A 24,313-nucleotide genomic window follows, 5' to 3' on the forward strand; every position below is an offset into this window, starting at 1 on the left:
AGAAGAAGCATGTTTTATTTAATCCTCGCCATCATGTTAGTACTTTTTTATATTTTTATTGCACCTCGCAATATTAAGGGGACTATGAATTTGATTGCGGCAGTATTTTTACTGGTAGCATTAGCAATTGCCTTGGTACTTGGATTTTTAAGAATCATGCAATTTTCAAAGGAAATTTGGGTTGGTCTACTAATGATTCTGATTGGTTTTTGGGCGATGCGGGATATTTATTATCTCGATAAAGAACCTAAAGATAGGCAGAGGAGAACAGAGCGACCTGGTCCTTATAGATATAGATGAAATTAACCGACGCTTTTGCGTCGGTTTTTCTGTCCTCTGGCTTGAAAAAGGTCTTCGTAAAGGGTAAAATAAGGTGTTAGAAAGTAAAGGTAATTGAGATGAAGATGATTGATATTGTAAAAAATAAGAAAGTGTTAGTGCTAGGTTTAGCTAAATCAGGGGAATCCGCAGCCCGTCTTCTGGATAAATTGGGTGCTATCGTCACTGTTAATGATGGAAAGCCTTTTGAAGAAAATCCGACTGCTCAATCTTTGTTAGAAGATGGTATCCGTGTTATTTGCGGGAGCCATCCCTTGGAATTATTGGATGAAGATTTCGCTTTGATGGTAAAAAATCCAGGAATTCGCTATGATAATCCTATGGTTGAAAAAGCAATTGGAAAAGGAATTCCAGTCTGGACAGAGGTTGAATTGGCCTACTTGGTATCAGATGCTCCAATCGTTGGGATTACAGGTTCGAACGGCAAGACAACGACAACGACCATGATTGCAGAAGTCTTGAATGCTGGAAATAAACCTGCAAAATTATGTGGAAACATTGGCTATCCAGCATCTTCGGTTGCTCAAACTGCAACTGCAGAAGATACTTTGGTCATGGAATTATCGTCTTTCCAATTAATGGGGACAGAATCTTTCCGCCCGCATATCGCTGTTGTGACCAATCTTATTGCCAGCCACCTTGATTATCATGGGACTTTTGAGGACTATGTAGCAGCCAAATGGATGATTCAGCGTCAAATGACGGCTGAGGATTTTGTAGTGCTCAATTTCAACCAGAAAGAAGCCATGGAATTGGCTGAACAGACCAATGCAACGGTTGTTCCCTTTTCAACAGAGGAAGTGGTTGATGGAGCTTATTTGGAAGATGGAAAACTCTATTTCAAGGGTGAATACATCATGGATGCAGACCAAATTGGGGTCCCAGGTTCACACAATATTGAAAATGCCTTGGCAACCATTGTGGTTGCAAAATTGTTGGGAGTAGACCACCAAGCGATTCAGGAAAGTTTGTCTGCTTTTGGAGGTGTTAAACACCGCTTGCAATTTGTAGGTGAGATCAACGGCGTTTCCTTCTATAATGATAGTAAGTCCACCAATATTTTGGCGACTCAAAAAGCTCTTTCAGGGTTTGACAATAGCAAGGTCATTTTGATTGCAGGCGGCTTGGACCGTGGAAATGAATTTGATGAATTAGTCCCTGATTTGGTCGGACTAAAGAAGATGGTACTCCTTGGTCAATCAGCTCCCCGTGTACAACGTGCTGCAGATAAGGCAGAAGTGGAAACGATTGAAGCTCTTGACATTGCGGATGCGACTAGAAAGGCCTTTGCCATGGCAGAAAAAGGAGATATCGTCCTTTTGAGTCCAGCCAATGCAAGCTGGGATATGTATGCCAATTTTGAGGTGCGTGGCGATGTCTTCTTACAGACCTTTGAGGAGTTGAAATAATCATGAAAAAAATTGTTTTTACAGGCGGAGGGACTGTTGGGCATGTGACGCTCAATCTCCTTTTGATTCCGCGATTTTTGGAAGAAGGCTGGGAAGTCCACTATATTGGAGATGGGAATGGTATTGAGCATGAGCAAATTGTCAAATCTGGTCTAGATGTTCGTTTCCATTCTATTGCAACTGGTAAGTTACGTCGCTATTTCTCTTTCCAAAATATGTTGGACGTGTTTAAAGTTGGTTTTGGTGTTCTTCAATCCTTGGCCATTATTGCAAAAATTCGTCCGCAAGCTCTTTTTTCGAAAGGTGGGTTTGTATCGGTTCCGCCAGTTATTGCGGCTAATTTATTACGAGTACCTGTCTTTATCCATGAGTCAGATTTGTCTATGGGACTGGCCAATAAAATAGCCTATAAATTTGCGACAACCATGTATAGTACGTTTGAGCAACCTGCCAGCTTGACGAAAGTAAAACATGTTGGTGCGGTTACAAAAGTGGGGCAAACGAATGACAAGGTTACTCCAATTCAGTTGCCAGAAATTATCAGTCATTTAGATAAATCGCTCCCAACCTTGCTCTTTGTAGGTGGTTCGGGTGGTGCCAAGGTCTTTAATGATTTAATCAGTCAGAATAGTGCTGCTCTGACCGAACGATTCAATATTATCAACTTGACAGGGGATGCTAGTTTAAATCGGTTAGAAAAGAATCTCTACCGTGTGGATTATGTAACAGAACTTTATCAACCGTTGATGGATTTAGCGGATGTCGTTATTACCCGTGGTGGTTCCAATACTCTGTTTGAGTTGATTGCCATGCAACAACTCCATTTGATTGTGCCACTAGGACGGCAGGCCAGTCGAGGGGATCAGATTGAAAATGCTCTCTATGCAGAGAAAAAGGGATATTCTAAGCAGATTGATGAAAGTCAATTGACATTTGCTAGCCTGTTAGTAGAAGTCGATGAGCTATTGAAACATAAGGAATTTTATATCCAAAACATGGCAAATTCTAATGAAATTCAGTCAGTAGATAGTTTTTACAATTTGCTTAGAGAAGATATGGGAAGGTAGGTTCTATGACGGAAAAAGATTCAAATGTAGAAGAATCAGTGCTAGAAGTGGAACATGCGTCCCAAGTAGAATTGCATTCAGAACAAATTTCACCAGCAGAGAAAGAATCTGTAGTAGCCGAAGAAAAAGAACTTTCTACGGATGTAGACATACCTGAGATGACTGCTTCGGATGATGAAAAAAGTGCCTTTTTCGAACAATGGAAAGCACGCCACCAAGCCTACCTTGCTCATAAAGATGACGCAGATATTCAGGCAGTTGACGAGGGGCAGACAGAACAGAAGATCCCAGAAGCTAAAAAGAGTAAAAGGGGCCTTTTTCAGGGAATAAACAGAAGACAAGAGAGTCCGGAATCCAAAAAGGAAACAGAGAAAAAGATTTACCCTTTACAAGCTGCTATTCCTTCCAAAGTAGTCTGGAAAGCTATTCCGGTTCTTGTGACGAGTTTGTTACTGGCAGCTCTAGCCTTGTATTTTATTTCTCCAACCAGCAAGAAAAAACAAATAGAGGTTGTTGGAAATGAGCGACTAACTGCTGAGCAAGTAGAAAATTATAGTCTGATTTCTCCAGATGATTACATTGTAACCATAGCTTTGCATGCAGATGCTTACGCAAAGAATATTAAGAAGAATAGTTCGTCTGTAGAGACTGCAACAATCAAGTTCCAGTTTCCAGCTACCTTTACGATTCAAATTAAAGAATACGCTATAATAGGCTACATTCAGCAACAAAGTCAGTGGTATCCAGTATTGTCTAGTGGAGAGGTTGGTGGAGAGCCGATTTCACAGGATTCTTTGCCAGAAGGCTACACAACGATTAATTTATCCGACAAGGAATTAATCAAGGAACTGGCCATTGAATTGGGGAAAATAGATACAGGAATTCGTTCTGCTATTCAGACAATAAATTTAACGCCAAGTAAAGTGACCGCGGATTTGCTGACACTCAATATGGCAGATGGAAACACGGTTTTAGTTCCCTTGAGTGAGATTAGTCAGAAGTTGCCTTACTATACAAAAATAGCGGCAGAAGTGACAGTTCCAACGACAATTGATATGGAAGTTGGCATTTATAGATATGCAAGCTAAAATAGACAATTTTGTAAAGAAAAAGTAATAAAAAAATCCTTTAAAAACACCATAATTCGATATAATATGGTATAATGAATGATGACTAATTATACTATTTTTCAAAATGGAAGATGATTTGTTAAAGTTGGAAGTAAGAGAGGACTGATAGAATGGCTAGAAACGGCTTTTTTACGGGATTAGATATTGGTACAAGCTCCGTTAAAGTCTTGGTTGCAGAATATATTGATAACGAAATGAATGTGATTGGGGTCAGCAATGTAAAAAGTGCTGGCGTCAAAGATGGAATTATTGTAAATATTGAGGTGGCTGCTGGAGCGATTAAAAAAGCGATCGAGCAGGCAGAAGAAAAGTCAGGTATCCGCATTGAAAAGGTAAATGTTGGATTACCTGCCAACCTTCTTCAGATTGAACCGACTCAAGGGATGATTCCTGTTACAACAGATTCACAAGAAATTACAGACTTGGATGTTGAGAATGTTGTAAAATCAGCATTGACAAAGAGTATGACTCCGGAACGCGAAGTGATTTCATTTATTCCAGAAGAGTTCACTGTCGATGGATTCCAAGGCATTAAGGACCCTCGTGGAATGATGGGAATTCGCTTGGAAATGCGTGGGATGCTGTACACAGGACCACGCACCATTCTTCACAATCTTCGTAAAACGGTGGAGCGTGCAGGTGTCCAAGTTGAAAATATTGTAATTTCTCCGTTGGCACTAACTCGCTCTGTATTGAATGAAGGTGAACGTGAGTTTGGTGCGACTGTCATTGATCTTGGTGGTGGTCAAACGACTGTGGCTGTTATGCGTGGCCAAGAGTTGCAATATACAAACATCTACCAAGAAGGTGGAGATTATATCACAAATGATATTTCAAAAGTATTGACAACTTCAAAGAGTATTGCTGAAAACTTGAAATACAACTACGGCATTGCCTATCCGCAAGATGCAAGTGATAAGGAAAAATTCACTGTTGACGTGATTGGAGAAAACGCTCCAGTTGAAGTGACCGAGCGCTACCTTTCAGAAGTGATAGCAGCACGTCTGCGTCAGATTTTTGACCGTGTGAAACAAGATTTGGAGCGTACACGTGCTCTAGATTTACCTGGAGGCATTGTTATTGTAGGTGGTGGTGCTATCTTACCAGGAATTACAGAATTGGCCCAAGAAGTGTTTGGTGTTAACACTAAACTTTATGTTCCAAATCAAATTGGTATCCGCAATCCAGCATTTGCAAGTGTGATTAGCTTTGTTGAGTATGTTGGTGAGTTAGAAGATGTTGAAAATATTGCCCAACATGCAGTAAATGGCGAAACTACCTTGAGACATAAGCCAGTTGAAATTCCTGTTGCTCGTCCTCGGATTAGTCAGCCAATTCAAAGAGAAATCGTGAACGAATTGAACACAGTTGATCAGGTAGAGGAACAAGTTGCTCCTACTTACCATGATGAGGAAGAAGAAGTTCGTCCAGCTGCTAAGGGAAACATCACAGATCGCATTCGTGGTTTGTTTGGCAGCATGTTTGAATAAGAGAAAAGAAAAGGTGATTTAAACTATGGCATTTTCATTTGAAGCAGCAGCTAGTCATGGTGCTGTCATTAAAGTAATTGGTGTCGGCGGTGGTGGCGGGAACGCAATCAACCGTATGATTGAAGAAGGTGTTGCTGGGGTTGAGTTTATTGCAGCAAACACAGATGTACAAGCGCTAAGTAGCTCTAAAGCTGAAACAGTGATCCAACTAGGTCCTAAATTGACTCGTGGTTTGGGTGCTGGAGGTCAACCTGAGGTTGGTCGTAAAGCTGCTGAGGAAAGCGAAGAAGCATTGACTAATGTATTAACTGGTGCAGATATGGTCTTCATCACTGCTGGTATGGGCGGTGGCTCAGGGACTGGTGCGGCTCCTGTTATTGCACGTATTGCTAAAAACTTGGGTGCGTTGACTGTCGCAGTTGTGACTCGTCCGTTTGGTTTTGAAGGTAATAAACGTGGAAACTTTGCGATTGAGGGAATTGAAGGTCTTCGCGAACAAGTAGATACACTCTTAATTATTTCAAACAACAACCTTCTTGAAATTGTTGATAAGAAAACACCGCTTTTAGAAGCACTAAGCGAAGCTGATAATGTTCTTCGTCAAGGTGTTCAAGGAATTACAGACTTGATTACAAATCCTGGTTTGATTAACTTGGACTTTGCAGATGTGAAGACAGTTATGGAAAACAAAGGAAACGCCTTGATGGGTATTGGTATCGGTACTGGTGAGGACCGAGTGATTGAGGCGGCTCGTAAAGCGATTTATTCTCCTCTTCTTGAAACAACAATTGATGGTGCAGAAGATGTCATTGTCAATGTTACAGGTGGTTATGACATGACTCTGACAGAAGCAGAAGATGCTTCAGAAATCGTTAATCAGGCTGCGGGGCAAGGTGTTAACATTTGGTTGGGTACATCTATTGATGAAACAATGAAAGATGAGATTCGTGTGACTGTTGTGGCTACAGGTGTTCGTCAAGATACTGCTGATAAACCAGCCCGCCATCGTACGGAAGCTGTTTCACCACGCCCTTCTCAACGCTTTGATCATTCAGTAGCATCAGCACCAACTCGTGGAGCTGCACAACAAACTGAAGCGCCGAAAGCTTCTGCCTTCGGAGAGTGGGATTTGCGTCGTGAAAACTTGATTCGTCCAACTGACACAGAACCAACATCCACTGTTTCAGTCGAAAAATTTAAAATGGATCAAGATGAGGATGAATTGGATACACCACCATTCTTCCGTAATCGCTAAACTAAAATGAACTTTCAAAAGAATAAGGATGCTATCTTTTCAGCAGTGGCAAAAGCTGCTGAAAAGGCAGGTCGTCCGAGTGAATCAGTAAAGGTAATAGCTGTCACCAAATATGTTGACAGCTCTATTGCTAATCAGCTAGTGAATACTGGGATTACCCATATTGGAGAAAATCGAGTCAATCAGTTCTTAGAAAAGTATAATGCCCTAGAAGACAAACAATTGACCTGGCATTTGATAGGGACTTTACAGAGAAGAAAGGTCAAGGACATTATTCCATTTGTTGATTATTTCCACGCCCTAGACTCTGTCAAACTAGCTCAGGAAATAGATAAACGTGCGACTAAAATAGTCAAGTGTTTCCTCCAAGTCAACGTTTCCGGTGAGGAGAGTAAGCATGGCTTTGCAGTATCTGAGATTGATGCGGCACTTGCTGAAATTAGTTTATTGGAGAACATTGAACTTGTTGGATTGATGACGATGGCACCGATTGATGCTACAGATGATGAATTAGACGAGATTTTTTCTAAAATGCAGGAAATCCAAGAAGAACTAGCTACAAGGAACTTACCACGTATGCCCTTTACAGAGTTAAGTATGGGAATGAGTGGGGACTTTGAACGCGCCATTGCTCACGGAGCTACATATGTGAGAATTGGCTCAGCATTCTTTGAATAATGGAGAGGAGGAAAATATGGCATTAAAAGATACATTTAAGAACTTATTTAATTACTTTGAAGTTGACGAAGTCAATGAAGTTGAAGAACAGGCAGATGCCTATTCAATGCCTAATGATCGTCCTAAAATGCGTGTTGCCAATACCACTACAGCTGCACCTGGGCGCGAACAGCAGCCAAAAGTAGAGACGCGTCGGGAAGCACGTTCAGAAAGTCAACTTCAACGCCTACATGAAAGGCAGCAAGAATTGATGACTAATAATAACGAAAAAGAGATTGTCAAAACTACAATTGATATTAAGTTTCCAAAACGTTATGAAGATGCACCAGAGATGGTAAATCTTTTATTAGACAATGCGAGTATTCTCATTGATTTTCAATATATGTCGGAGCAACAAGCAAGACGTTGCCTAGACTACTTGGATGGTGCTCGTTCAGTATTATCTGGAAATTTGAAAAAGGTCTCAAATACCATGTGGCTGTTAACTCCAGTAAATGTCACTGTCAATATTGAAGAATTGCGCAATGCTGGTACAACTACTGGTGCGGCTGATTCAAATTTTGACTTTGATATAAAACGGTAATGCTATGCAAATTTTGATTTTTTTACTATTAAAAATTGTAGAGATTTATTCTTATCTCTTATTGGCATACGCTTTGCTAAGTTGGTTTCCTAGCCTATACACAAGCTCGATTGGACGTTTGATTCAATGGCTGGTAGCACCGATTTTAAAACCCTTTAGGCGGTTTAATCTGCAGTTTATGGGGTTGGATTGGACCGTAATGGCAGCCATGATTGTGCTTAATATGGGAACTCGCCTTTTGGTTCAATTATTGCTACTGTTAGCATAGTTATGAAAAATGACAAAAACTTATTGCAACATTTTTCTAGGGAAGAAAGAGAGTTTGTAGAGAAAATAATGGATATGTGTCAGCAAGTTGAAGATACGTATTCATATAGATTAACTCACTTTTTACATCCTAGACAAGATGAAATTGTATGCAAAATTGCTAACTACTACCAGTTACAAACGTTTTCTAGTTGGGACTTTGTTTCGACTGAACATTCGCGGGTTATTATTGCCCCGGCTTATTATGAGTTGGACATCAAGGACTTTGAGTTAACCGCTCTTCATTTGTCCTATGCTAGAAAATTTCACACCTTATCCCATTCACAAGTTCTTGGAACTTTTCTCAATCAACTAGGGATTAAAAGGGAGTATTTGGGTGATATTTTGATTGATGATGAACGATTGATTGTCTTTATCGATCAGAAATTTGGGCAGATTGCCTTACAATCTATCACTAAAGTTGCTCGTGTCCCTGTTAAGGGAAAGGAAGAAGAATGGACGACTGTTCGACTACCGATTGGACAGGAATGGCGTTCAAAGGATGTGTTGGTTTCTAGTATGAGATTGGATAAATTGATTTCGGTCGCATTTAACCTTTCAAGGGCAACTGCAAACAAGTTGATTGAGGCTGGACATGTGAAGTTGGATTATGTTCTGGCAGAACAAACCAGTAAATTGGTTGAAATAGGGCAATTAATTAGCGTTAGGAGATATGGTAGAGTTCGCCTAAATGAATTTTTAGGTTTTTCTAAGCAAGGGAAGATAAAATTAAAGTTAGACATTGTTAAAACTTAGGAGGAAAGATGGCACTTACAGCATTAGAATTAAAAGATAAAACCTTTGCTACAAAATTTAGAGGATACGACGCAGATGAAGTTGATGACTTTTTGGACATTGTAACGCGTGATTATGAGGATTTAATTCGTAAAAACCATGACCAAGAGTTAGAATTGAAAAATTTGCGGGAACGTTTGGCTTATTTTGATGAGATGAAAGAATCATTGAGTAAATCAGTTCTTTTAGCTCAAGATACAGCTGAGAAAGTAAAGGTTGCGGCCGAAGATCAAGCGGCAAATATTATTAAACAAGCTGACTATGATGCGGCAACATTGTTACATGAAGCTAAAGATAAGGCAAATGAAATTCTTCGTAATGCGACTGACAACGCGAAAAAAGTTGTCATTGAGACTGAAGAATTAAAAAACAAGACACGTATTTTCCATCAGCGTCTGAAATCAACAGTAGAAAGCCAATTATCATTGGTTAATTCATCTGAATGGGAGGAAATTCTTCGCCCAACAGCAAGTTACATTCAAACAAGTGACGAGGCTTTCCGTGATGTTCTTCATAAGGCTTTGGATGAAGAATTACCTGTTGAAGAAGAAAGTTTGGATTATACACGTCAATTGACACCAGAAGAAATTGCAGAATTAACTCGTCAGGCAGCAGCTTTTGAGAGTGGAGAGTCTGTAGAAATTTCAACAGAAGAATAATAAAGATCATAAGCAGAGACACGGTCGGTAGAAATATTTATAGCGAGTAGGAGATGGTGGAAGCCCTACAATCTCTTTCTATGGATCATCACTTTGTTTGATTTTTCCTGAAAATAGTAAGGAAAGACGCCCGTTCACGTTACGAACATAGAGGGATAGGGGAAACTCTATCTAAACTAAGGTGGTACCACGAACTTTCGTCCTTATTTGGCGGGAGTTTTTTTTATTTTTATGATACGATTAGAATTAGTAAACAAGGACAACTTTGGAGCAGTGTTACAAGTTCAACTTGCACCTGAGGACCAGCGCCGTGTTGCTTCAGTTGAGTATTCTTTGGCACAGGCATGGCTGTATCGCGAGGAAGAGAATATACTTCCTTATGCGGTAAGATCTGGTCAGAAGGTCATTGGCTTTTTATTGTTATCCCTTCTAGCTGAGGACAAGAGCTACTATGTATGGCGCTTGTTGATTGATAAAGATTGTCAAAATCGTGGATACGGTAAAGAAGTGATTCGGCAAGTGATTGGTCTTGCTAAGGAAAATCCAAGTTGTCACACAGTTACCATGAATTATGTTATTGGTAATCATAAAATGCGGTATATCTTAGAAAAATTTGGCTTTCAATCAGTTGGTATGATTGGCCAAGAAATAAAAATGGAATTAACTTTTTAATAAAGGAGATAAAATGAAACTCAAAGAAACCCTTAATTTAGGCAAAACGGCTTTCCCAATGCGTGCAGGCTTACCAACTCGCGAGACAGAATGGCAAAAGGCCTGGGATGAAGCAAACTTGTATGCTCGTCGCCAAGAACTCAATGAAGGCAAACCTGCCTTTCATCTTCATGACGGTCCCCCATACGCTAACGGAAATATCCACGTTGGACACGCCTTGAACAAGATTTCTAAAGATATTATCGTTCGCTCAAAGTCAATGTCTGGCTTCCGTGCACCATTTGTACCGGGTTGGGATACGCATGGTCTTCCTATTGAGCAAGTCTTGGCAAAACAAGGTGTTAAGCGCAAGGAAATGGACTTGGTAGAATACCTTGAAATGTGCCGTGACTACGCTCTTAGCCAAGTTGACAAGCAACGTGATGATTTCAAACGCTTGGGTGTTTCTGCAGACTGGGAAAATCCATACATCACCTTGACGAAAGACTATGAAGCTGCTCAAATCCGTGTCTTCGGTGCTATGGCAGACAAGGGCTATATTTACCGTGGTGCCAAGCCTGTTTACTGGTCATGGTCATCTGAATCTGCCCTTGCAGAAGCTGAAATTGAATACCATGACATTGACTCAACATCTCTTTACTATGCTAACAAGGTCAAAGATGGCAAGGGGCTCTTGGATACAGACAGCTACATCGTTGTCTGGACAACGACTCCATTTACAGTAACGGCTTCTCGCGGTTTGACCATGGGAGCAGATATTGACTATGTCTTGGTTCAACCAGCTGGTTCTGACCGTAAGTATGTCTTGGCAGAAGCCTTGGTTGATAGTTTGGCAGCCAAATTCGGTTGGGAATCCTTTGAAGTGATTTCAAAACACAAGGGTGCTGAGTTTGAATATATCGTGACCGAACACCCATGGGATGTTGAAGTTGATGAATTGGTTATCTTGGGTGACCATGTCACAACAGACTCGGGTACTGGTATCGTCCATACAGCTCCAGGTTTTGGTGAGGATGACTACAATGTCGGTGTCAAATATGACTTGGAGGTTGCGGTAACTGTCAACGAACGTGGCTTGATGAATGAAGCTGCGGGTCCTGATTTTGAAGGGCAATTCTATGACAAGGTTGTACCAACGGTTAAGGAAAAATTAGGCGACTTGCTCCTTGCTAGTGAAGTGATCAATCACTCATACCCATTTGACTGGAGAACCAAGAAGCCAATCATCTGGCGTGCAGTGCCACAGTGGTTTGCCTCTGTTTCTAAATTCCGTCAGGAAATCTTGGACCAAATCGAAGCAACGACCTTTATTCCTGCTTGGGGTAAAACACGTCTTTACAACATGATCCGTGACCGTGGTGACTGGGTCATCTCTCGTCAACGTGCTTGGGGTGTGCCGCTTCCAATCTTCTATGCAGAAGATGGTACAGCGATTATGACCAAGGAAGTGACAGACCACGTAGCAGCTCTCTTTGAGGAGCATGGTTCTATCATCTGGTGGAAATCTGAAGCCAAAGATCTCTTGCCAGCTGGTTTCACACATCCAGGTTCACCAAATGGCGAATTTACCAAAGAAACAGACATCATGGACGTATGGTTTGACTCTGGTTCATCTTGGAATGGTGTTATGAACGCCCGTGAAAACCTTTCCTACCCAGCAGACCTCTACCTAGAAGGTTCTGACCAATACCGTGGTTGGTTTAACTCATCCTTGATTACCTCTGTTGCTGTAAATGGTCATGCGCCATACAAGGCTGTCTTGTCACAGGGCTTTGTCCTTGATGGTAAAGGCATGAAGATGTCTAAATCCCTAGGAAATACCATTCTTCCAAGTGATGTTGAGAAACAGTTTGGTGCAGAAATCTTACGTCTGTGGGTAACTTCCGTTGATACTTCAAACGACGTACGTGTGTCTATGGATATTCTTGGACAGGTTTCTGAAACCTACCGTAAAATCCGTAATACCCTTCGCTTCTTGATTGCTAACACTTCTGATTTCAATCCTGCAAGCGATGCGGTGGCATACGACGAGCTTCGTTCTGTTGACCAGTATCTCTTGGTGAAATTTAACAAGTTGGTAGCTCAAATCCGTGAAGCCTACGACAATTATGATTTCATGGCTATTTACAAATCTGTAGTAAACTTTGTAACACTTGATTTATCAGCCTTTTACCTCGATTTTGCCAAAGATGTCGTCTACATTGATGGTGCTAAATCACTTTCTCGTCGTCAGATGCAGACAGTATTCTACGACATCTTGGTGAAAATTACCAAGCTCTTGACCCCAATCTTGCCACACACGGCAGAAGAAATCTGGTCATACTTGGAACACGAAGCAGAAGAGTTTGTACAATTGGCGGAAATGCCAGAGGTGGAAACCTTTGCTAATGAAGCGCAGCTTTTAGCTGATTGGGAAAACTTTATGGTCTTCCGTACAAAAGCTCAAAAAGCCTTGGAAGAAGCACGTAATGAAAAAGTGATTGGTAAGTCACTCGAAGCTCATTTGACTGCCTATGTCTCAGCTGAAACCAAGTCCTTCTTGGAGAGCTTGAATGCAGACCTTGCTCAGTTGCTCATCGTTTCAAACTTGACAGTAACCACGGAAGCAGCTCCTGAAAGTGCTGTTCTTGTAGAAGAAGTTGCCTTTACTGTAGAGCGTGCAAGCGGTGAAGTATGTGACCGTTGCCGCCGTATTGATACTAGTGTTGCAGAGCGCAGCTATGGTGCGACAATCTGTGATCACTGTGCAAGCGTAGTGGAAGAAAACTTTGCTGAAGCAGTAGCTCAAGGTTTTGAAGCTTAAGTAATCACAATACATTTGTTAAAGTCTATCTAGCGATAGGCTTTTTTGTAATACTCTTCGAAAATCAAAATTATCCGTTGTCACGAGCCTTGATGAGTGAAAAGCTCCATTGGAGGTTTTCAGCCTGTTACCTTGAAATAAGAAAGTAACAGAGTTCGATCTTCGGCTTCGTTTCCTAGGCTACTTTTGATATATAGTCGAATGAATTAGCTTTCAGACAAGGAACTGAGGCGCAGGCTATACTAAAGTATGGCAAGACGAAAGTGACGATGTATCAAAGATAATTCAAATGACTATAAATAGAAAAAAAGAAGCCATCTGGCTTCTTACACTTCTGCGATAATGGGAATAGACATTTCAATCAAACGGTCTGTGTGAATCGTTTGAATGGCAGCCTTGTTAATAGTTCGTTCATCAATTTTTCGATGAAGGAAGAAATCACGAATTTGCTCGATTTCATTTTGTTGTACTGCACGGTATTTATTACTAATCAAGAGTTCATAATGACGGGGTGCCTGTGTGAAAATAACGTCTGTATTACCTGCAGAATAAGTCTCTACTAGGAAAGCATCAGTATTAGCCAACTGGCTTTGGACAAGATTGGGATGACTATTTGTCGTGTTAATGATTTTCATGTGGAACCTCCTCTATCTCTTTGGCTACATTATAGCACGATTAGAGTGTTTTTACTAGTTATTGAATGAATTTTCTTGCAATTTCCATTGTTCAATGCCCCATTTGTGACTACCACGTTTGAGTTTATCGATGGCTTCATTGACTGGGAACCAGGCAATATGGTTGAAATCTTCTAGTGGTTGTCCTATTTGATGGTAGCTAGTTACTTCATAGATGTAGGCTGGATTATAGAAATGGGTATCGCGGTGGCTAGAGTAGAAGTATTCGTCAGCCTGACCAAAGTATTTTCCGATTTCAGCGGTGAATCCAAGCTCTTCCATCAATTCGCGCTCCAAGGCAATGAGGTGATTTTCTCCCTTTTCAATTTCTCCACCAGGAAGAAACCAAGCTCCGTTTGGCGCTTGAACGAGTATGATCTGTTCTTTCTTTTCATCTGGGATAACTGCGTAAACACCAAAGCGACTCTGGTAGCTGACGCCAACCTTCTTTTCTCCAAATACAGCGATTTTCTCCATAGGCAATTCTATCCTCTTTCATAATTGGAATGAGTTGTATACATTATACCACTTTTTTATTATTTTTCCTTGTGATAGGCTTTACAAAGTAAAGTTTTTTTATAGGATGGAGATGGGGAAAAATTTAGAAAAATAGAGTATCAAAACAGTAAAATAGGCTACTCGTAGGGAGCAGCTCTATTTTCTTATTTTGTCTTTGTTTGTGCCTTGATTTGAATTGTACCTTTACTTGACATGACAGCACGTAGGTCTTTTTCTGCTGGATGTTCTAAGTAGAAGTCTGTGATTGCATCTTCAATCTGATCTTGGATGGTTCTGCGTAGTGGACGAGCTCCCATCTTTGGATCGTAGCCAAGGTCCACTAATTTCTCCTTAACTTTATCTGTTACATGGAGGCTGATGCCATTGTGAGAAAGGCGTTTGTTTACATCGTCTAGCATGAGGCTGACGATTTCAAGTAGGTTTTCCTTGCTCAGTGGTTGGAACTCAATAATGCCGTCAAATCGGTTCATAAATTCAGGTGTGAAGAAATTGCTAAGTTGGCCAAGGACTGATTGAGTCCGCCCTTCCATAGCCGCACCAAAACCGACACTTGCTTCAACTTTTCCAGTACCAGCATTTGATGTCATGATGATGATGGTATCTTTGAAGCTGACTGTCCGCCCTTGTCCATCTGTCAAACGCCCATCGTCTAAGACCTGAAGGAACATGTGCATGACATCTGGGTGGGCTTTTTCAACTTCGTCAAGGAGGATGAGTGAGTAAGGATTACGACGGACTTTTTCAGTCAATTGTCCAGCCTCCTCATAGCCTACATAGCCTGGAGGAGCTCCGACGAGTTTAGCGACAGCGTGTTTTTCCATGTATTCGGACATGTCGAAGCGGATCATGCTGTCCGCCGAACCGAAGAGTTCGATAGCTAATTGCTTAGACAATTCGGTTTTACCGACACCTGTTGGTCCGACAAAGAGGAAGGATCCAATTGGACGATTTGGAGCACCGAGACCGACACGATTACGGCGGATGGCTTTAGCTATCTTGTCAACTGCTTTATCTTGTCCGATAACATGGGCTTTTAAGTCACTAGCGAGGTTCACAAGCTGGGACTGTTCCTTTTCTTTTAAATCACCAACTGGGATATTGGTTTTCTGCTCGACAATGGCTTCGATTTCTTTTTCGGTGATTAATGGAATATCTTCCTCACTAATGGTTGCCTTTTGCATTTCCTTGTATTTGGCAATCTGATCACGGAAATAGGCCGCTTTTTCATAGTCCTCATCCCGTGTAGCTTGTGCTTTACGATTTTCGGCATCAATTAGGCGTTGGTCAATTTCTTTTGGATCAATAAAGTTGAGGGTCAAATTCATTTTTGAACCAGCTTCATCCAGAAGGTCAATAGCCTTGTCTGGTAGGAAACGGTCTTGAATGTAGCGGTTGGACAGTACTGCGGCAGCTTCGATAGCAGCATCGGAGTATTTAACATGATGGTAATCCTGGTATTTATTTTGGATACCTTTGAGAATGGTAATAGTTTCTTCGACACTTGGTTCTTCAACTTTTACAGGTTGCATACGGCGCTCTAGGGCGGCATCTTTTTCGATAATACGGTATTCGTTGAGCGTTGTTGCACCGACTAGTTGCATTTCACCACGTGCGAGGGCTGGTTTGAGGATATTGCCAGCATCCATGTTGCCATCGCCTGCAGAACCAGCACCGACAATTTCGTGAATCTCGTCAATAAAAAGAATGATTTCGCGACGATTACGGATTTCTTCCATAAGTTTTTGCATACGTTCTTCAAATTGTCCGCGGATACCTGTTCCTTGTACGAGACTAACGACATCCAGTCGAATGACTTCTTTACCTTGTAGTTTTTGTGGTACATCGCCATCGACAATTTTTTGAGCCAAGCCTTCAACAACCGCTGTTTTACCTACTCCAGGCTCACCGATAAGAACAGGGTTATTTTTTGTACGACGGTTGAGAATTTCGATGACACGGGTAATTTCTTGATCGCGACCGATTACTGGATCAATATCCCCACGACGGGCAATTTCGGTAACGTTGATACCAAATTCTTCAAGGAGCCCATTTGGTTGTTGGGGTTGTTGCGGAGGAGGGGTCTGTCCACCACGTCCATTATGCCCACCACCGGCTTGAGTGGGAGGAGTCTGTTCGCGATTTTTTCCAGCAGGGGTATTACCAGGATAGCCACCTAGGTGATTGAAGAATTCACTAAAGGGATCCATATTGTTAGGATTTGTTAAATCTCCTAACCCACGTAGGATAGCATTATTAGGGTCTGTTTTCATGATTTGATAGCAGTTGTGACAGAGGTCTACCTGCTGCTGTTTACCGTTTAAGTTGGTGTAGAGATGGATCGTTGCGTCGTTGATATTACAATTTTTGCAGAGCATAATTCTACCTCTTTCTGTGAAAAATGTGACCTATTGTTAAATAGTCAAAAAAGGTCAGTTCTAGCTTTATTATAACAAGATTCATAGAAAAATCAAGAAACTGCTACGCTTGGAAAAACTTTCTATGAAAAATAGGGCGATAGGAAGAAAATAGGGAAAAAATAAGACTTTTTTGGCAATATGTGGTAAAATATTCCTATAAAAAGGATTAGGAGAACGAATATGGAATCACATTTGGTGAGAATTATCAATCGTCTGGAAGCTATGGCTAATGACGGCGGTACGTTGAAACGTAATTTCGAACGTGATGGTATTGTTGTTGCAGAAGTGGCTTATAGCTATGACGAGGAAAATGGTTCAGTATTTACCTTGCGTGATGTTGCTGCTCGTGAAACGTACGCGTTTGATAGCATCGACTTGATTGCAATGGAAATCTATGAGCTATTGTACTAAGAAGAAGTGAGAGGCACCTAAGGGTGCTTTTTTCTTATGTTAAATGAATATTATAAACAAAAGTATTGCATAAATATTCAAAAGTGGTATAATAGACTCTAAATGACAGAATTGGAGTAGGATGAATGAATTTTTCTTTTTTGCCTGAGTATTGGGCTTATTTTAATTATGGGGCAATTGTTACCCTCATTATTGCATTTTTCTCAGTATTTTTTGGTAGTATTTTAGGTGTGTTGCTTGCCTTTGCTCAGCGTAGTAAGTATAAAGTTTTAGCTTGGACTGCTAATATCTATGTCTGGATTTTTCGTGGGACACCGATGATTGTCCAGATTATGATTGCTTTTGCGATGACACATTTTGTAGCACCAACTTTTCAGCTAGGAATTTTGACGGTAGATTTGACACGCTTGATTCCAGGTATCATTGTTATTTCGATGAACTCGGGTGCCTATGTATCTGAAACTGTTCGTGCAGGTATTAATGCTGTACCAAAAGGACAGCTGGAAGCTGCTTATTCGCTTGGTATTAGACCAAAGCAGGCGATGCGTTACGTTATCATGCCACAGGCTATCAAGAATATTCTTCCAGCCTTGGGAAATGAATTTGTGACTATTGTTAAGGATAGTTCACTGTTATCAACCATCGGTGTGATGGAATTATGGAACGGTGCTCAGACAGTTCAATCCACTTCTTATATTCCTTTAACACCACTTGTATTTGCAGCGAGCTATTATCTAATTATGACAACGGTGCTAACAGTGATTATTCAGTCGTTTGAGAAAAAGTTGAACAAGGGAGGGCAGTTCCATGTCTAATGCGATTATTTCTATCAAGGATTTACATAAGTACTTCGGAAAGAATGAGGTTCTAAAAGGAATTGATTTAGATATTCAACAAGGTCAGGTAGTCGTTATTATCGGTCCATCAGGGTCAGGGAAATCGACTTTCTTACGTACAATGAACCTCTTAGAAGTACCGACCAAGGGGACTGTTACATTTGAAGGTGTTGATATTACTGATAAGTCAAATGATATTTTCAAGATGCGTGAAAAGATGGGAATGGTTTTTCAACAGTTCAATCTTTTTCCGAATATGACGGTATTAGATAATATTACTTTATCACCTATTAAAACAAAGGGAATTGCAAAGGATGAGGCTGAGAAGAAGGCTAAGGAATTACTTGAAAAGGTAGGATTGCCAGATAAGGCGAATGCCTATCCACAAAGCCTTTCAGGTGGTCAGCAACAGCGGATCGCTATTGCACGTGGTCTGGCCATGGACCCAGATGTCCTACTTTTTGATGAACCGACCTCTGCGCTAGACCCTGAAATGGTTGGTGAAGTTCTTGCTGTTATGCAGGATTTGGCTAAGTCAGGGATGACCATGGTTATCGTGACTCATGAGATGGGATTTGCGCGTGAGGTAGCTGACAGGGTTATCTTTATGGATGGTGGTGTCATCGTGGAGGATGGAACGCCTGAAGAAGTCTTTGAACATACCAAGGAAGAACGGACTAAGGATTTCTTGTCTAAGGTCTTGTAATATAGTCATTTAGTTTTTCTTTTATTACTTCGTTAACTCGCTTTGCCGTACTCCAGTACTGTCTGCAGCTCGTTGCCTAGTACTAAAAGTAAACTAAAAGACTATAAATGAACAAATAAGTACGACTCCGATATTGTTCGGAGTTTTTTGCTATATGCTATATTCTACTTTGTACAAGTATAGTCAGTCGGAGAATTTTAGGGTATAATAGAAAAAACAAAAGGAGTGTAGGTATGACGGTCATTGATGGGAAAGCACTAGGTGTAAAAATGCAGGCTGCCTTGGCGGAGAAAACAGCTCGATTAAAAGAAGAAAAGGGTTTGGTACCAGGTCTTGTAGTTATTTTAGTTGGCGAAAATCCTGCTAGTCAGGTTTATGTACGGAATAAGGAGCGGTCAGCTCTAGCTGCTGGATTCAAGAGTGAGGTTGTTCGCGTTCCAGATACGATTTCTGAGTCAGACTTGTTGGATTTGATTGAGCGCTATAATCAGGATGATGAATGGCATGGTATTTTGGTGCAATTGCCCTTACCAGCCCATATCAGCGAGGAGAAGGTCTTGTTGGCTATTGACCCAGATAAGGATGTGGATGGTTTTCATCCGACTAACATGGGGAAATTCTGGTCAGGTCATCCTGTCATGATTCCATCTACTCCAGCAGGAATTATGGAAATGTTCAAGGAATATCAGATTGAGCTGGAAGGGAAGTCTGCTTTAGTTATTGGTCGTTCTAATATTGTTGGTAAACCAATGGCACAGCTGCTATTGGATGCCAATGCTACTGTAACGATTGCACATTCTCGTACCAAAAACTTGCCAGATCTTGCTCGTCAGGCCGATATTCTTGTTGTTGCCATTGGTCATGGTCATTTTGTGACCAAGGAATTTGTTAAGCCAGGTGCCGTGGTGATTGATGTTGGTATGAATCGTGATGAAAATGGCAAGCTAATCGGTGATGTCAAATACGATGAAGTATCAGAAGTAGCAAGTTATATTACCCCAGTTCCAGGTGGTGTTGGTCCGATGACTATTACCATGTTGATGGAACAAACCTATGAAGCTTGTGTCAGAAGTGCAAAATAATTATCTGAAATATCAGCTATGTGGTGTAGCTGGTATTTTTTATTTTGGGAGTGGGAAGACGAAATCAGAGAAGTGGTACTGGTCTTGAGCCAAGCTTCGTTTTGAGGTTTATTCTTAGGAATGAGCATGGGCAGATTAGATAAAAAACAAACGAAACATAATACTATGTGAGATTGGTTTTCTATAATTAGAGTAGGCACTGTGTGTGTTGAGTATTAAATGATAGAAAACAAGGAGAAAAAATGAATAGACAGACTGAAATTTTTTCGTTGAGAAAGAGTAAGGTTGGATTAGCTTCTGTTATGATTGTGCTTATGTGGTTTGGAACAGGTGTTGGAGCAGTTGCAAAAGCTGATGAAACAACTATTATGAGTACAGAAATCGAAGCCAAGGTAACGGAGACGCCACTTGCTATTGAGGAAGAGGTGGTAGAGGATTCGGATAGAAAAACAGAAAAGGAAGAAGCTACTGAGGTAGAAGTGAAACCGACGGATGCTAGTCTTCCTGACAGCGAGAAAAAGGCTAAAGAAAGCATCTTGAAAATCGATCCTGTTCATGCTGGTGATAAGCAAATTTCAGGTCAGACTATTCCTTGAGGATATGTATTTATTTCTGTGGACGGTGAAGCGATTACTTCCATTGATAATAGTCTAGAAGCGGATGAAGAAGGTAAGTTTAAACATTCTTTAGAGAAGCCATTGGGCTATAACCAAGTGGTTGAGATTAGTTCATTTCCGAAAGAATCTGAAGAAGAGTCTGAGGGCGAAGGTGAAGGTGAAGAACTGATTGAAACTGTCAAAACTGAGCGTCATCCAGATGCCTATAAAATTCCGACTGAACGACTAGAGAAGACAGAAGATGGGCAGCACCAAGTTCTGGTGGAACCATTTTTGGAACATGCCAATAAGGTCATTGGGCATACCTCTGTTAAGGGATTTGTTTATCTGTCTATAAATGGAAGTTTTGTATCGGATAAGACGTCAATCAATAAAGATGGGCGATTTGAGGTGACTTTTTCTGACAGTTTAGCAGGCTCGAAATTTAAGGCGAATGACAAACTGGTTTTATCATTTATTTCTGAGGATAATCGTCCAGTTATTACAAATCATATCGTTATTCCGTGGGAAAAAACAGACAGCCCTTCACAGATAATGGTGAAGCCACTTTCAAGTGATAATTCCGTTTTGGAGGGGCAGACGGTTCCGTTTGGTCAAGTACAATTATATAATGTTGCTACTTTTGAATTTTTGGAAGAAGCAATTGCTGATAAGACAGGGAACTTTAAGGTTACCTTACCGAAATTGCAACCAGGAGAGCAATATTACCGCTTGATGTACAATCAGCAAGGAGAAGTTGAATCGATTTATATTGACACGGTAGATGGTCCAAGCAAACAATTAGATAAGGCTGTTATTGCCCCCTTGGTGACTTATTTACAAGAGGTAGATATGGATGAGGCAACCTTTGAAAATCCGATTGTTGCCCCTACTTTGCACAATAAGAAAGACTATATCGTTGGTAGAACCCTGTTTCCACATGCCTATGTTCGGATGGTTTCATCAATTGAAGGTAAGGTATACCCGCCTGTCCAAGTTGATGAATTAGGTTTTTTCGGTTTTCAAATTCAAGATTTACAACTCCCCTTTGAAAAAGGAGAGAAAATTCGTTTTGAGATTCTAGATCCAAAGACAAATATTTTGTTGGCCTCAAAAGAGGTAGTCGTTGGTAAATATTTAGAAGATGAGGATGAGAGTGACTTGCCATTCCAAGTGGACGAAGTGACAACTGATCACGGCTATATTAGTGGAAAAATTGCCCCAGGAGTGACAGTAGAACTGGTATCGACACATAAGGCTGAAGAAATGCTTGCTCGGACAACCGCTGATGCTACAGGTCAGTTTGTATTTGATTTAGGAAATCGAGTATTAAAAGAGGGAGAAACGTTGTCATTCAGGGCTTTTGACCAAGATGGGAGTCAGATGGCTTGGGAGGTTGTGACAGTACAAAAAGGAAAAGGGAAGCGGATTAGTAAACCAGCGCCCCTTATCAGAAAAAATGATGCCATCACAGATGAAGTCAAGACAAATGATATGAAGAAACCAAATTCTTCTAAGTCCCCATCAATGAGTTTGTCACGAGAGAATCAGCAGATGGGACAGCAAATGGATGTTGTTCAGGAGAAGGTGAGCTTGGAGTCAAAGGGGCATCAAGAAAAAATGGGGACCAAGGAAGAGAAGGTGGCTCCATCAAAAAAATCTGAAGCCATGGAAGAAGATAAGCAAAGAAAAGAGGATTTCCATGCTGTTGTTAAGCAAAGCCGGAGCGTTTCCCTCCCAAAAACAGGTGAGAAAAACGGTATGCTTTTAGCTATTCTGGGAGCTGTCAGCTTATTCTTTACAGTTTTGATTATGAGCATCTTAAAGAAGCGTAATGATTAAATTCGATTATCGAATAGGTATTAAAATCGAGTTCGTCTTATTGGTATTTTTAGGCTATTTTTTATCTATTTTTTGAAAAAAACGTCTTTTCATAAATTGTATTTTTGTTATAATAAAACAGTACATTGGTACGTAAAAGAAAAATTTAAAGGAGTATTTTTATGTCAACATTAAAATTAGGTGCAGTAACCTTGTTAGCAGGACTTGCATTATTTGGAGGAGCTACTGCTCAAGCAGAAACATTTACAGCTGTATCATCTGAAGCAACTGGCTTTAAAACATCAGATCCATATCGATTTGAAGGTGAGGAAGTAGAAACAAAAAATAGTTGGGGCAATTATACATTTATCAACCACTATAGACCAGGTGGACGTGGCTCAGAAGGTGAAGTGAATAATGAGCTTGCAAAACAGATTGAAAATGGAGATTTTACATTGCAACACTCTCCAGCAGGTGGATTCAAGACGTCAGATCCATGCTTAGTAGATGAGTACGGATTCGGACAAATTAAGATTCTGTAAAATTTTAGTATTTACAAATAAGATACGAGGCTGTTCTTCTATTTTATTTGTATGGTTTATAATAATTTAAGTCAGATCAATTAAGAGAAAAGTCATCAAAAATGATGGCTTTTTTTATCGTGCAAAGTTTGAGGGCGAAAGGTAAAACGTTCGTATTTTTGGATATTTTTTATCTATTTTTTGCTGTAAGAGGCTTTTTACGGGATGTTTTTTTGATAAAATTATCCAGTACAAATGAATGACGTACGTTTTTTAAGAATGTGAAAAAATAAGTAGAGAGGTATATTCACAGATGTCAAATAATTTTTTCAAATTTCAAGGCCGTTTTAGGATGTGGAAATCAGGGAAACGATGGCTATATGCAGGTGCCATTGTCACGTTAGCTTCGGTTGGTCTAGTCGTAGGCAGAAATAAAATTCTAAGACCAGGCGGAAATGCAAATGAGCAACGATTGTCTATTGTTGATAATAGCAGGATGAAGCAGCAAACCGAGGGAGAAAATTCAGCATTAAGTGGTCGGAATACTAGAACATTACCGGGTTCAGAAGGAGGAAATCGAAGCCCTCAAAATTCAGAATCGAGCGTTTATCATCAAGAAAGTAAAAATAGAAATTCTCAATTAGCGGGTGAAGGGGGAATTAGTCAGCAATTAGGACAGAATGGCAATGCTGGAATGCATCGCTTATTAGGTAGTAGTGGCGATAATAGTGGTCCGCTTTCCAGCGATTCCGGCTTAGGCGGTCGTACACCTAATCCGCTTCCAGGTGCTAGTGGTGAAAGTCAAGTGCCTAACTTAAGTGGTGATAATGGCGGTCTTCAACTTCCCGGCGAAAGCGGTGAAAGTCACTTGCCGAATTTCAGTGGTAATAATGGTGGCCATCAACTTCCCGGCGAAAGTGGTGAAAGTCAAGTGCCGAATTTAAGTGGTAATAATGGCGGTCTTCAACTTCCAGGTGAAAGTGGTGAAAGCCAGCTCCCAGACGAAAGTAGTAATGATGATTGGCCATCATTTGTTGAACTTGGATATGAGCACGGACGCGTAGATTATAATAACGGTAGTTTTATTGAGTGGGAAATCGGTTGGAGGATTGAACTGTAATCTATAGTTGTTTAGTTTTTATTTAATATATGATAAAATAGACTTATGACTTACGGAATTGATTTTAGAAAACGCGTTATTGCCTATGTCCAATCAGGACACACAAAAAAGGAAACCTGTGACCTATTTGGTATTGGAACCGATACCTTGTACCGTTGGGAGACACAGCTGAAAAATGAAGGACATCTGAATCGTAAACCACGAGCTCGTAGTCCTCGCAAACTTCCGCTTGACCGCTTGGAAGCCTATGTCAAGGAACATCCAGATGCTTTCTTAAGGGAAATTGCAGAGCATTTTGACTGTAGTATTCCCTCAGTTTGGGCAGCCTTAAAAAAACTGAACATCACTTTAAAAAAGACCACAACCTATAAAGAACAAGATAGCGAAAAAGTGAGACGCTATCTTGATGTTTTAGCCTGCTTTC

General features: G+C 40.6%; 25 protein-coding genes. 22 read left to right on the forward strand and 3 right to left on the reverse strand.

Annotation, left to right across the window (positions count from 1 at the left end):
• The first annotated feature begins 9 nt into the window (after nt 1–9).
• The 13 genes from SST62_RS0110775 (at nt 10) to ileS (ending at nt 13,186) form a co-directional block, all read left to right on the forward strand.
• Nucleotides 10–300 (forward strand): DUF3165 family protein, encoded by a 291-nt coding sequence (locus SST62_RS0110775; RefSeq protein ID WP_024399526.1) that lies wholly within the window; start codon nt 10–12, stop codon nt 298–300.
• Between the two features lie 98 nt (nt 301–398).
• Nucleotides 399–1,748, forward strand: a complete 1,350-nt coding sequence (murD, locus tag SST62_RS0110780; RefSeq protein WP_029187347.1) for a UDP-N-acetylmuramoyl-L-alanine--D-glutamate ligase — start codon at nt 399–401, stop codon at nt 1,746–1,748.
• 2 nt (nt 1,749–1,750) lie between these two features.
• Entirely contained in the window at nt 1,751–2,815 is a 1,065-nt protein-coding gene (locus tag SST62_RS0110785; protein WP_032499464.1) for a UDP-N-acetylglucosamine--N-acetylmuramyl-(pentapeptide) pyrophosphoryl-undecaprenol N-acetylglucosamine transferase, read from the forward strand.
• A 5-nt stretch (nt 2,816–2,820) separates the two neighbouring features.
• Nucleotides 2,821–3,903, forward strand: coding sequence for a cell division protein FtsQ/DivIB (locus tag SST62_RS0110790; protein WP_029187349.1), 1,083 nt, complete (start codon nt 2,821–2,823; stop codon nt 3,901–3,903).
• A gap of 152 nt (nt 3,904–4,055) precedes the next feature.
• Nucleotides 4,056–5,435, forward strand: a complete 1,380-nt coding sequence (gene ftsA, locus SST62_RS0110795) for a cell division protein FtsA (protein WP_024375744.1) — start codon at nt 4,056–4,058, stop codon at nt 5,433–5,435.
• 25 nt (nt 5,436–5,460) lie between these two features.
• The gene (gene ftsZ / locus SST62_RS0110800; RefSeq protein WP_029187350.1) at nt 5,461–6,690 is read left to right on the forward strand and encodes a cell division protein FtsZ; all 1,230 of its coding nucleotides are present in this window, start codon (nt 5,461–5,463) and stop codon (nt 6,688–6,690) included.
• 6 nt (nt 6,691–6,696) lie between these two features.
• Nucleotides 6,697–7,368, forward strand: a complete 672-nt coding sequence (locus SST62_RS0110805; protein WP_029187351.1) for a YggS family pyridoxal phosphate-dependent enzyme — start codon at nt 6,697–6,699, stop codon at nt 7,366–7,368.
• Nucleotides 7,369–7,384: 16 nt separating this feature from the next.
• Nucleotides 7,385–7,951, forward strand: coding sequence for a cell division protein SepF (locus SST62_RS0110810; protein ID WP_029187352.1), 567 nt, complete (start codon nt 7,385–7,387; stop codon nt 7,949–7,951).
• A gap of 4 nt (nt 7,952–7,955) precedes the next feature.
• On the forward strand, nt 7,956–8,219 hold the full coding sequence (locus SST62_RS0110815) for a YggT family protein (RefSeq protein ID WP_029187353.1): 264 nt from the start codon (nt 7,956–7,958) through the stop codon (nt 8,217–8,219).
• Nucleotides 8,220–8,221: 2 nt separating this feature from the next.
• The gene (locus SST62_RS0110820) at nt 8,222–9,013 is read left to right on the forward strand and encodes an RNA-binding protein (RefSeq protein WP_029187354.1); all 792 of its coding nucleotides are present in this window, start codon (nt 8,222–8,224) and stop codon (nt 9,011–9,013) included.
• 8 nt (nt 9,014–9,021) lie between these two features.
• Nucleotides 9,022–9,711: a DivIVA domain-containing protein gene (locus tag SST62_RS0110825; protein ID WP_024385043.1), complete on the forward strand. Its 690-nt coding sequence runs from the start codon at nt 9,022–9,024 to the stop codon at nt 9,709–9,711.
• A 231-nt stretch (nt 9,712–9,942) separates the two neighbouring features.
• A complete protein-coding gene (locus tag SST62_RS0110830) occupies nt 9,943–10,383 on the forward strand; it encodes a GNAT family N-acetyltransferase (protein WP_029187355.1) in 441 nt (146 codons plus the stop codon).
• Nucleotides 10,384–10,396: 13 nt separating this feature from the next.
• Nucleotides 10,397–13,186: an isoleucine--tRNA ligase gene (gene ileS, locus SST62_RS0110835; RefSeq protein ID WP_029187356.1), complete on the forward strand. Its 2,790-nt coding sequence runs from the start codon at nt 10,397–10,399 to the stop codon at nt 13,184–13,186.
• A 326-nt stretch (nt 13,187–13,512) separates the two neighbouring features.
• On the opposite strand, the gene SST62_RS0110840 is transcribed toward ileS, so the two are convergent.
• From SST62_RS0110840 to SST62_RS0110850, 3 genes are all read right to left on the reverse strand, one after another.
• Nucleotides 13,513–13,821, reverse strand: coding sequence for a DUF1827 family protein (locus SST62_RS0110840; RefSeq protein WP_002938710.1), 309 nt, complete (start codon nt 13,819–13,821; stop codon nt 13,513–13,515).
• Between the two features lie 54 nt (nt 13,822–13,875).
• Entirely contained in the window at nt 13,876–14,337 is a 462-nt protein-coding gene (locus SST62_RS0110845) for an NUDIX hydrolase (protein ID WP_029187357.1), read from the reverse strand.
• Nucleotides 14,338–14,522: 185 nt separating this feature from the next.
• A complete protein-coding gene (locus tag SST62_RS0110850) occupies nt 14,523–16,754 on the reverse strand; it encodes an ATP-dependent Clp protease ATP-binding subunit (RefSeq protein WP_029187358.1) in 2,232 nt (743 codons plus the stop codon).
• 222 nt (nt 16,755–16,976) lie between these two features.
• Here SST62_RS0110850 and SST62_RS0110855 point away from each other — a divergent pair, with 222 nt between their 5' ends.
• The 9 genes from SST62_RS0110855 to SST62_RS0110895 form a co-directional block, all read left to right on the forward strand.
• The gene (locus SST62_RS0110855) at nt 16,977–17,207 is read left to right on the forward strand and encodes a DUF1797 family protein (RefSeq protein WP_002938704.1); all 231 of its coding nucleotides are present in this window, start codon (nt 16,977–16,979) and stop codon (nt 17,205–17,207) included.
• 125 nt (nt 17,208–17,332) lie between these two features.
• Nucleotides 17,333–18,022: an amino acid ABC transporter permease gene (locus SST62_RS0110860; protein WP_002938702.1), complete on the forward strand. Its 690-nt coding sequence runs from the start codon at nt 17,333–17,335 to the stop codon at nt 18,020–18,022.
• Nucleotides 18,015–18,749: an amino acid ABC transporter ATP-binding protein gene (locus tag SST62_RS0110865; RefSeq protein WP_002943067.1), complete on the forward strand. Its 735-nt coding sequence runs from the start codon at nt 18,015–18,017 to the stop codon at nt 18,747–18,749. Before SST62_RS0110860 ends, SST62_RS0110865 begins: the two co-directional genes overlap by 8 nt.
• A 233-nt stretch (nt 18,750–18,982) precedes the next feature.
• Complete coding sequence (locus SST62_RS0110870) at nt 18,983–19,831, forward strand: bifunctional methylenetetrahydrofolate dehydrogenase/methenyltetrahydrofolate cyclohydrolase (RefSeq protein ID WP_029187359.1); 849 nt, start codon at nt 18,983–18,985, stop codon at nt 19,829–19,831.
• A 242-nt stretch (nt 19,832–20,073) separates the two neighbouring features.
• The gene (locus SST62_RS1000000112945) at nt 20,074–20,427 is read left to right on the forward strand and encodes a YSIRK-type signal peptide-containing protein (RefSeq protein ID WP_153309617.1); all 354 of its coding nucleotides are present in this window, start codon (nt 20,074–20,076) and stop codon (nt 20,425–20,427) included.
• A gap of 18 nt (nt 20,428–20,445) precedes the next feature.
• The gene (locus SST62_RS01000000111790) at nt 20,446–22,269 is read left to right on the forward strand and encodes an LPXTG cell wall anchor domain-containing protein (protein WP_153309618.1); all 1,824 of its coding nucleotides are present in this window, start codon (nt 20,446–20,448) and stop codon (nt 22,267–22,269) included.
• Between the two features lie 161 nt (nt 22,270–22,430).
• The gene (locus tag SST62_RS0110880; RefSeq protein WP_029187360.1) at nt 22,431–22,790 is read left to right on the forward strand and encodes a hypothetical protein; all 360 of its coding nucleotides are present in this window, start codon (nt 22,431–22,433) and stop codon (nt 22,788–22,790) included.
• Between the two features lie 292 nt (nt 22,791–23,082).
• Nucleotides 23,083–23,889 carry a KxYKxGKxW signal peptide domain-containing protein gene (locus SST62_RS0110890; protein WP_029187361.1) on the forward strand — a complete coding sequence of 269 codons (807 nt, stop codon included), beginning with the start codon at nt 23,083–23,085 and terminating at the stop codon, nt 23,887–23,889.
• Between the two features lie 45 nt (nt 23,890–23,934).
• On the forward strand, nt 23,935–24,313 hold a 379-nt coding region (locus SST62_RS0110895; protein ID WP_029187362.1), incomplete at its 3' end, for an IS630 transposase-related protein.

Source organism: Streptococcus suis YS56, assembly GCF_000440115.1.
Lineage (GTDB): Bacteria > Bacillota > Bacilli > Lactobacillales > Streptococcaceae > Streptococcus > Streptococcus suis_L.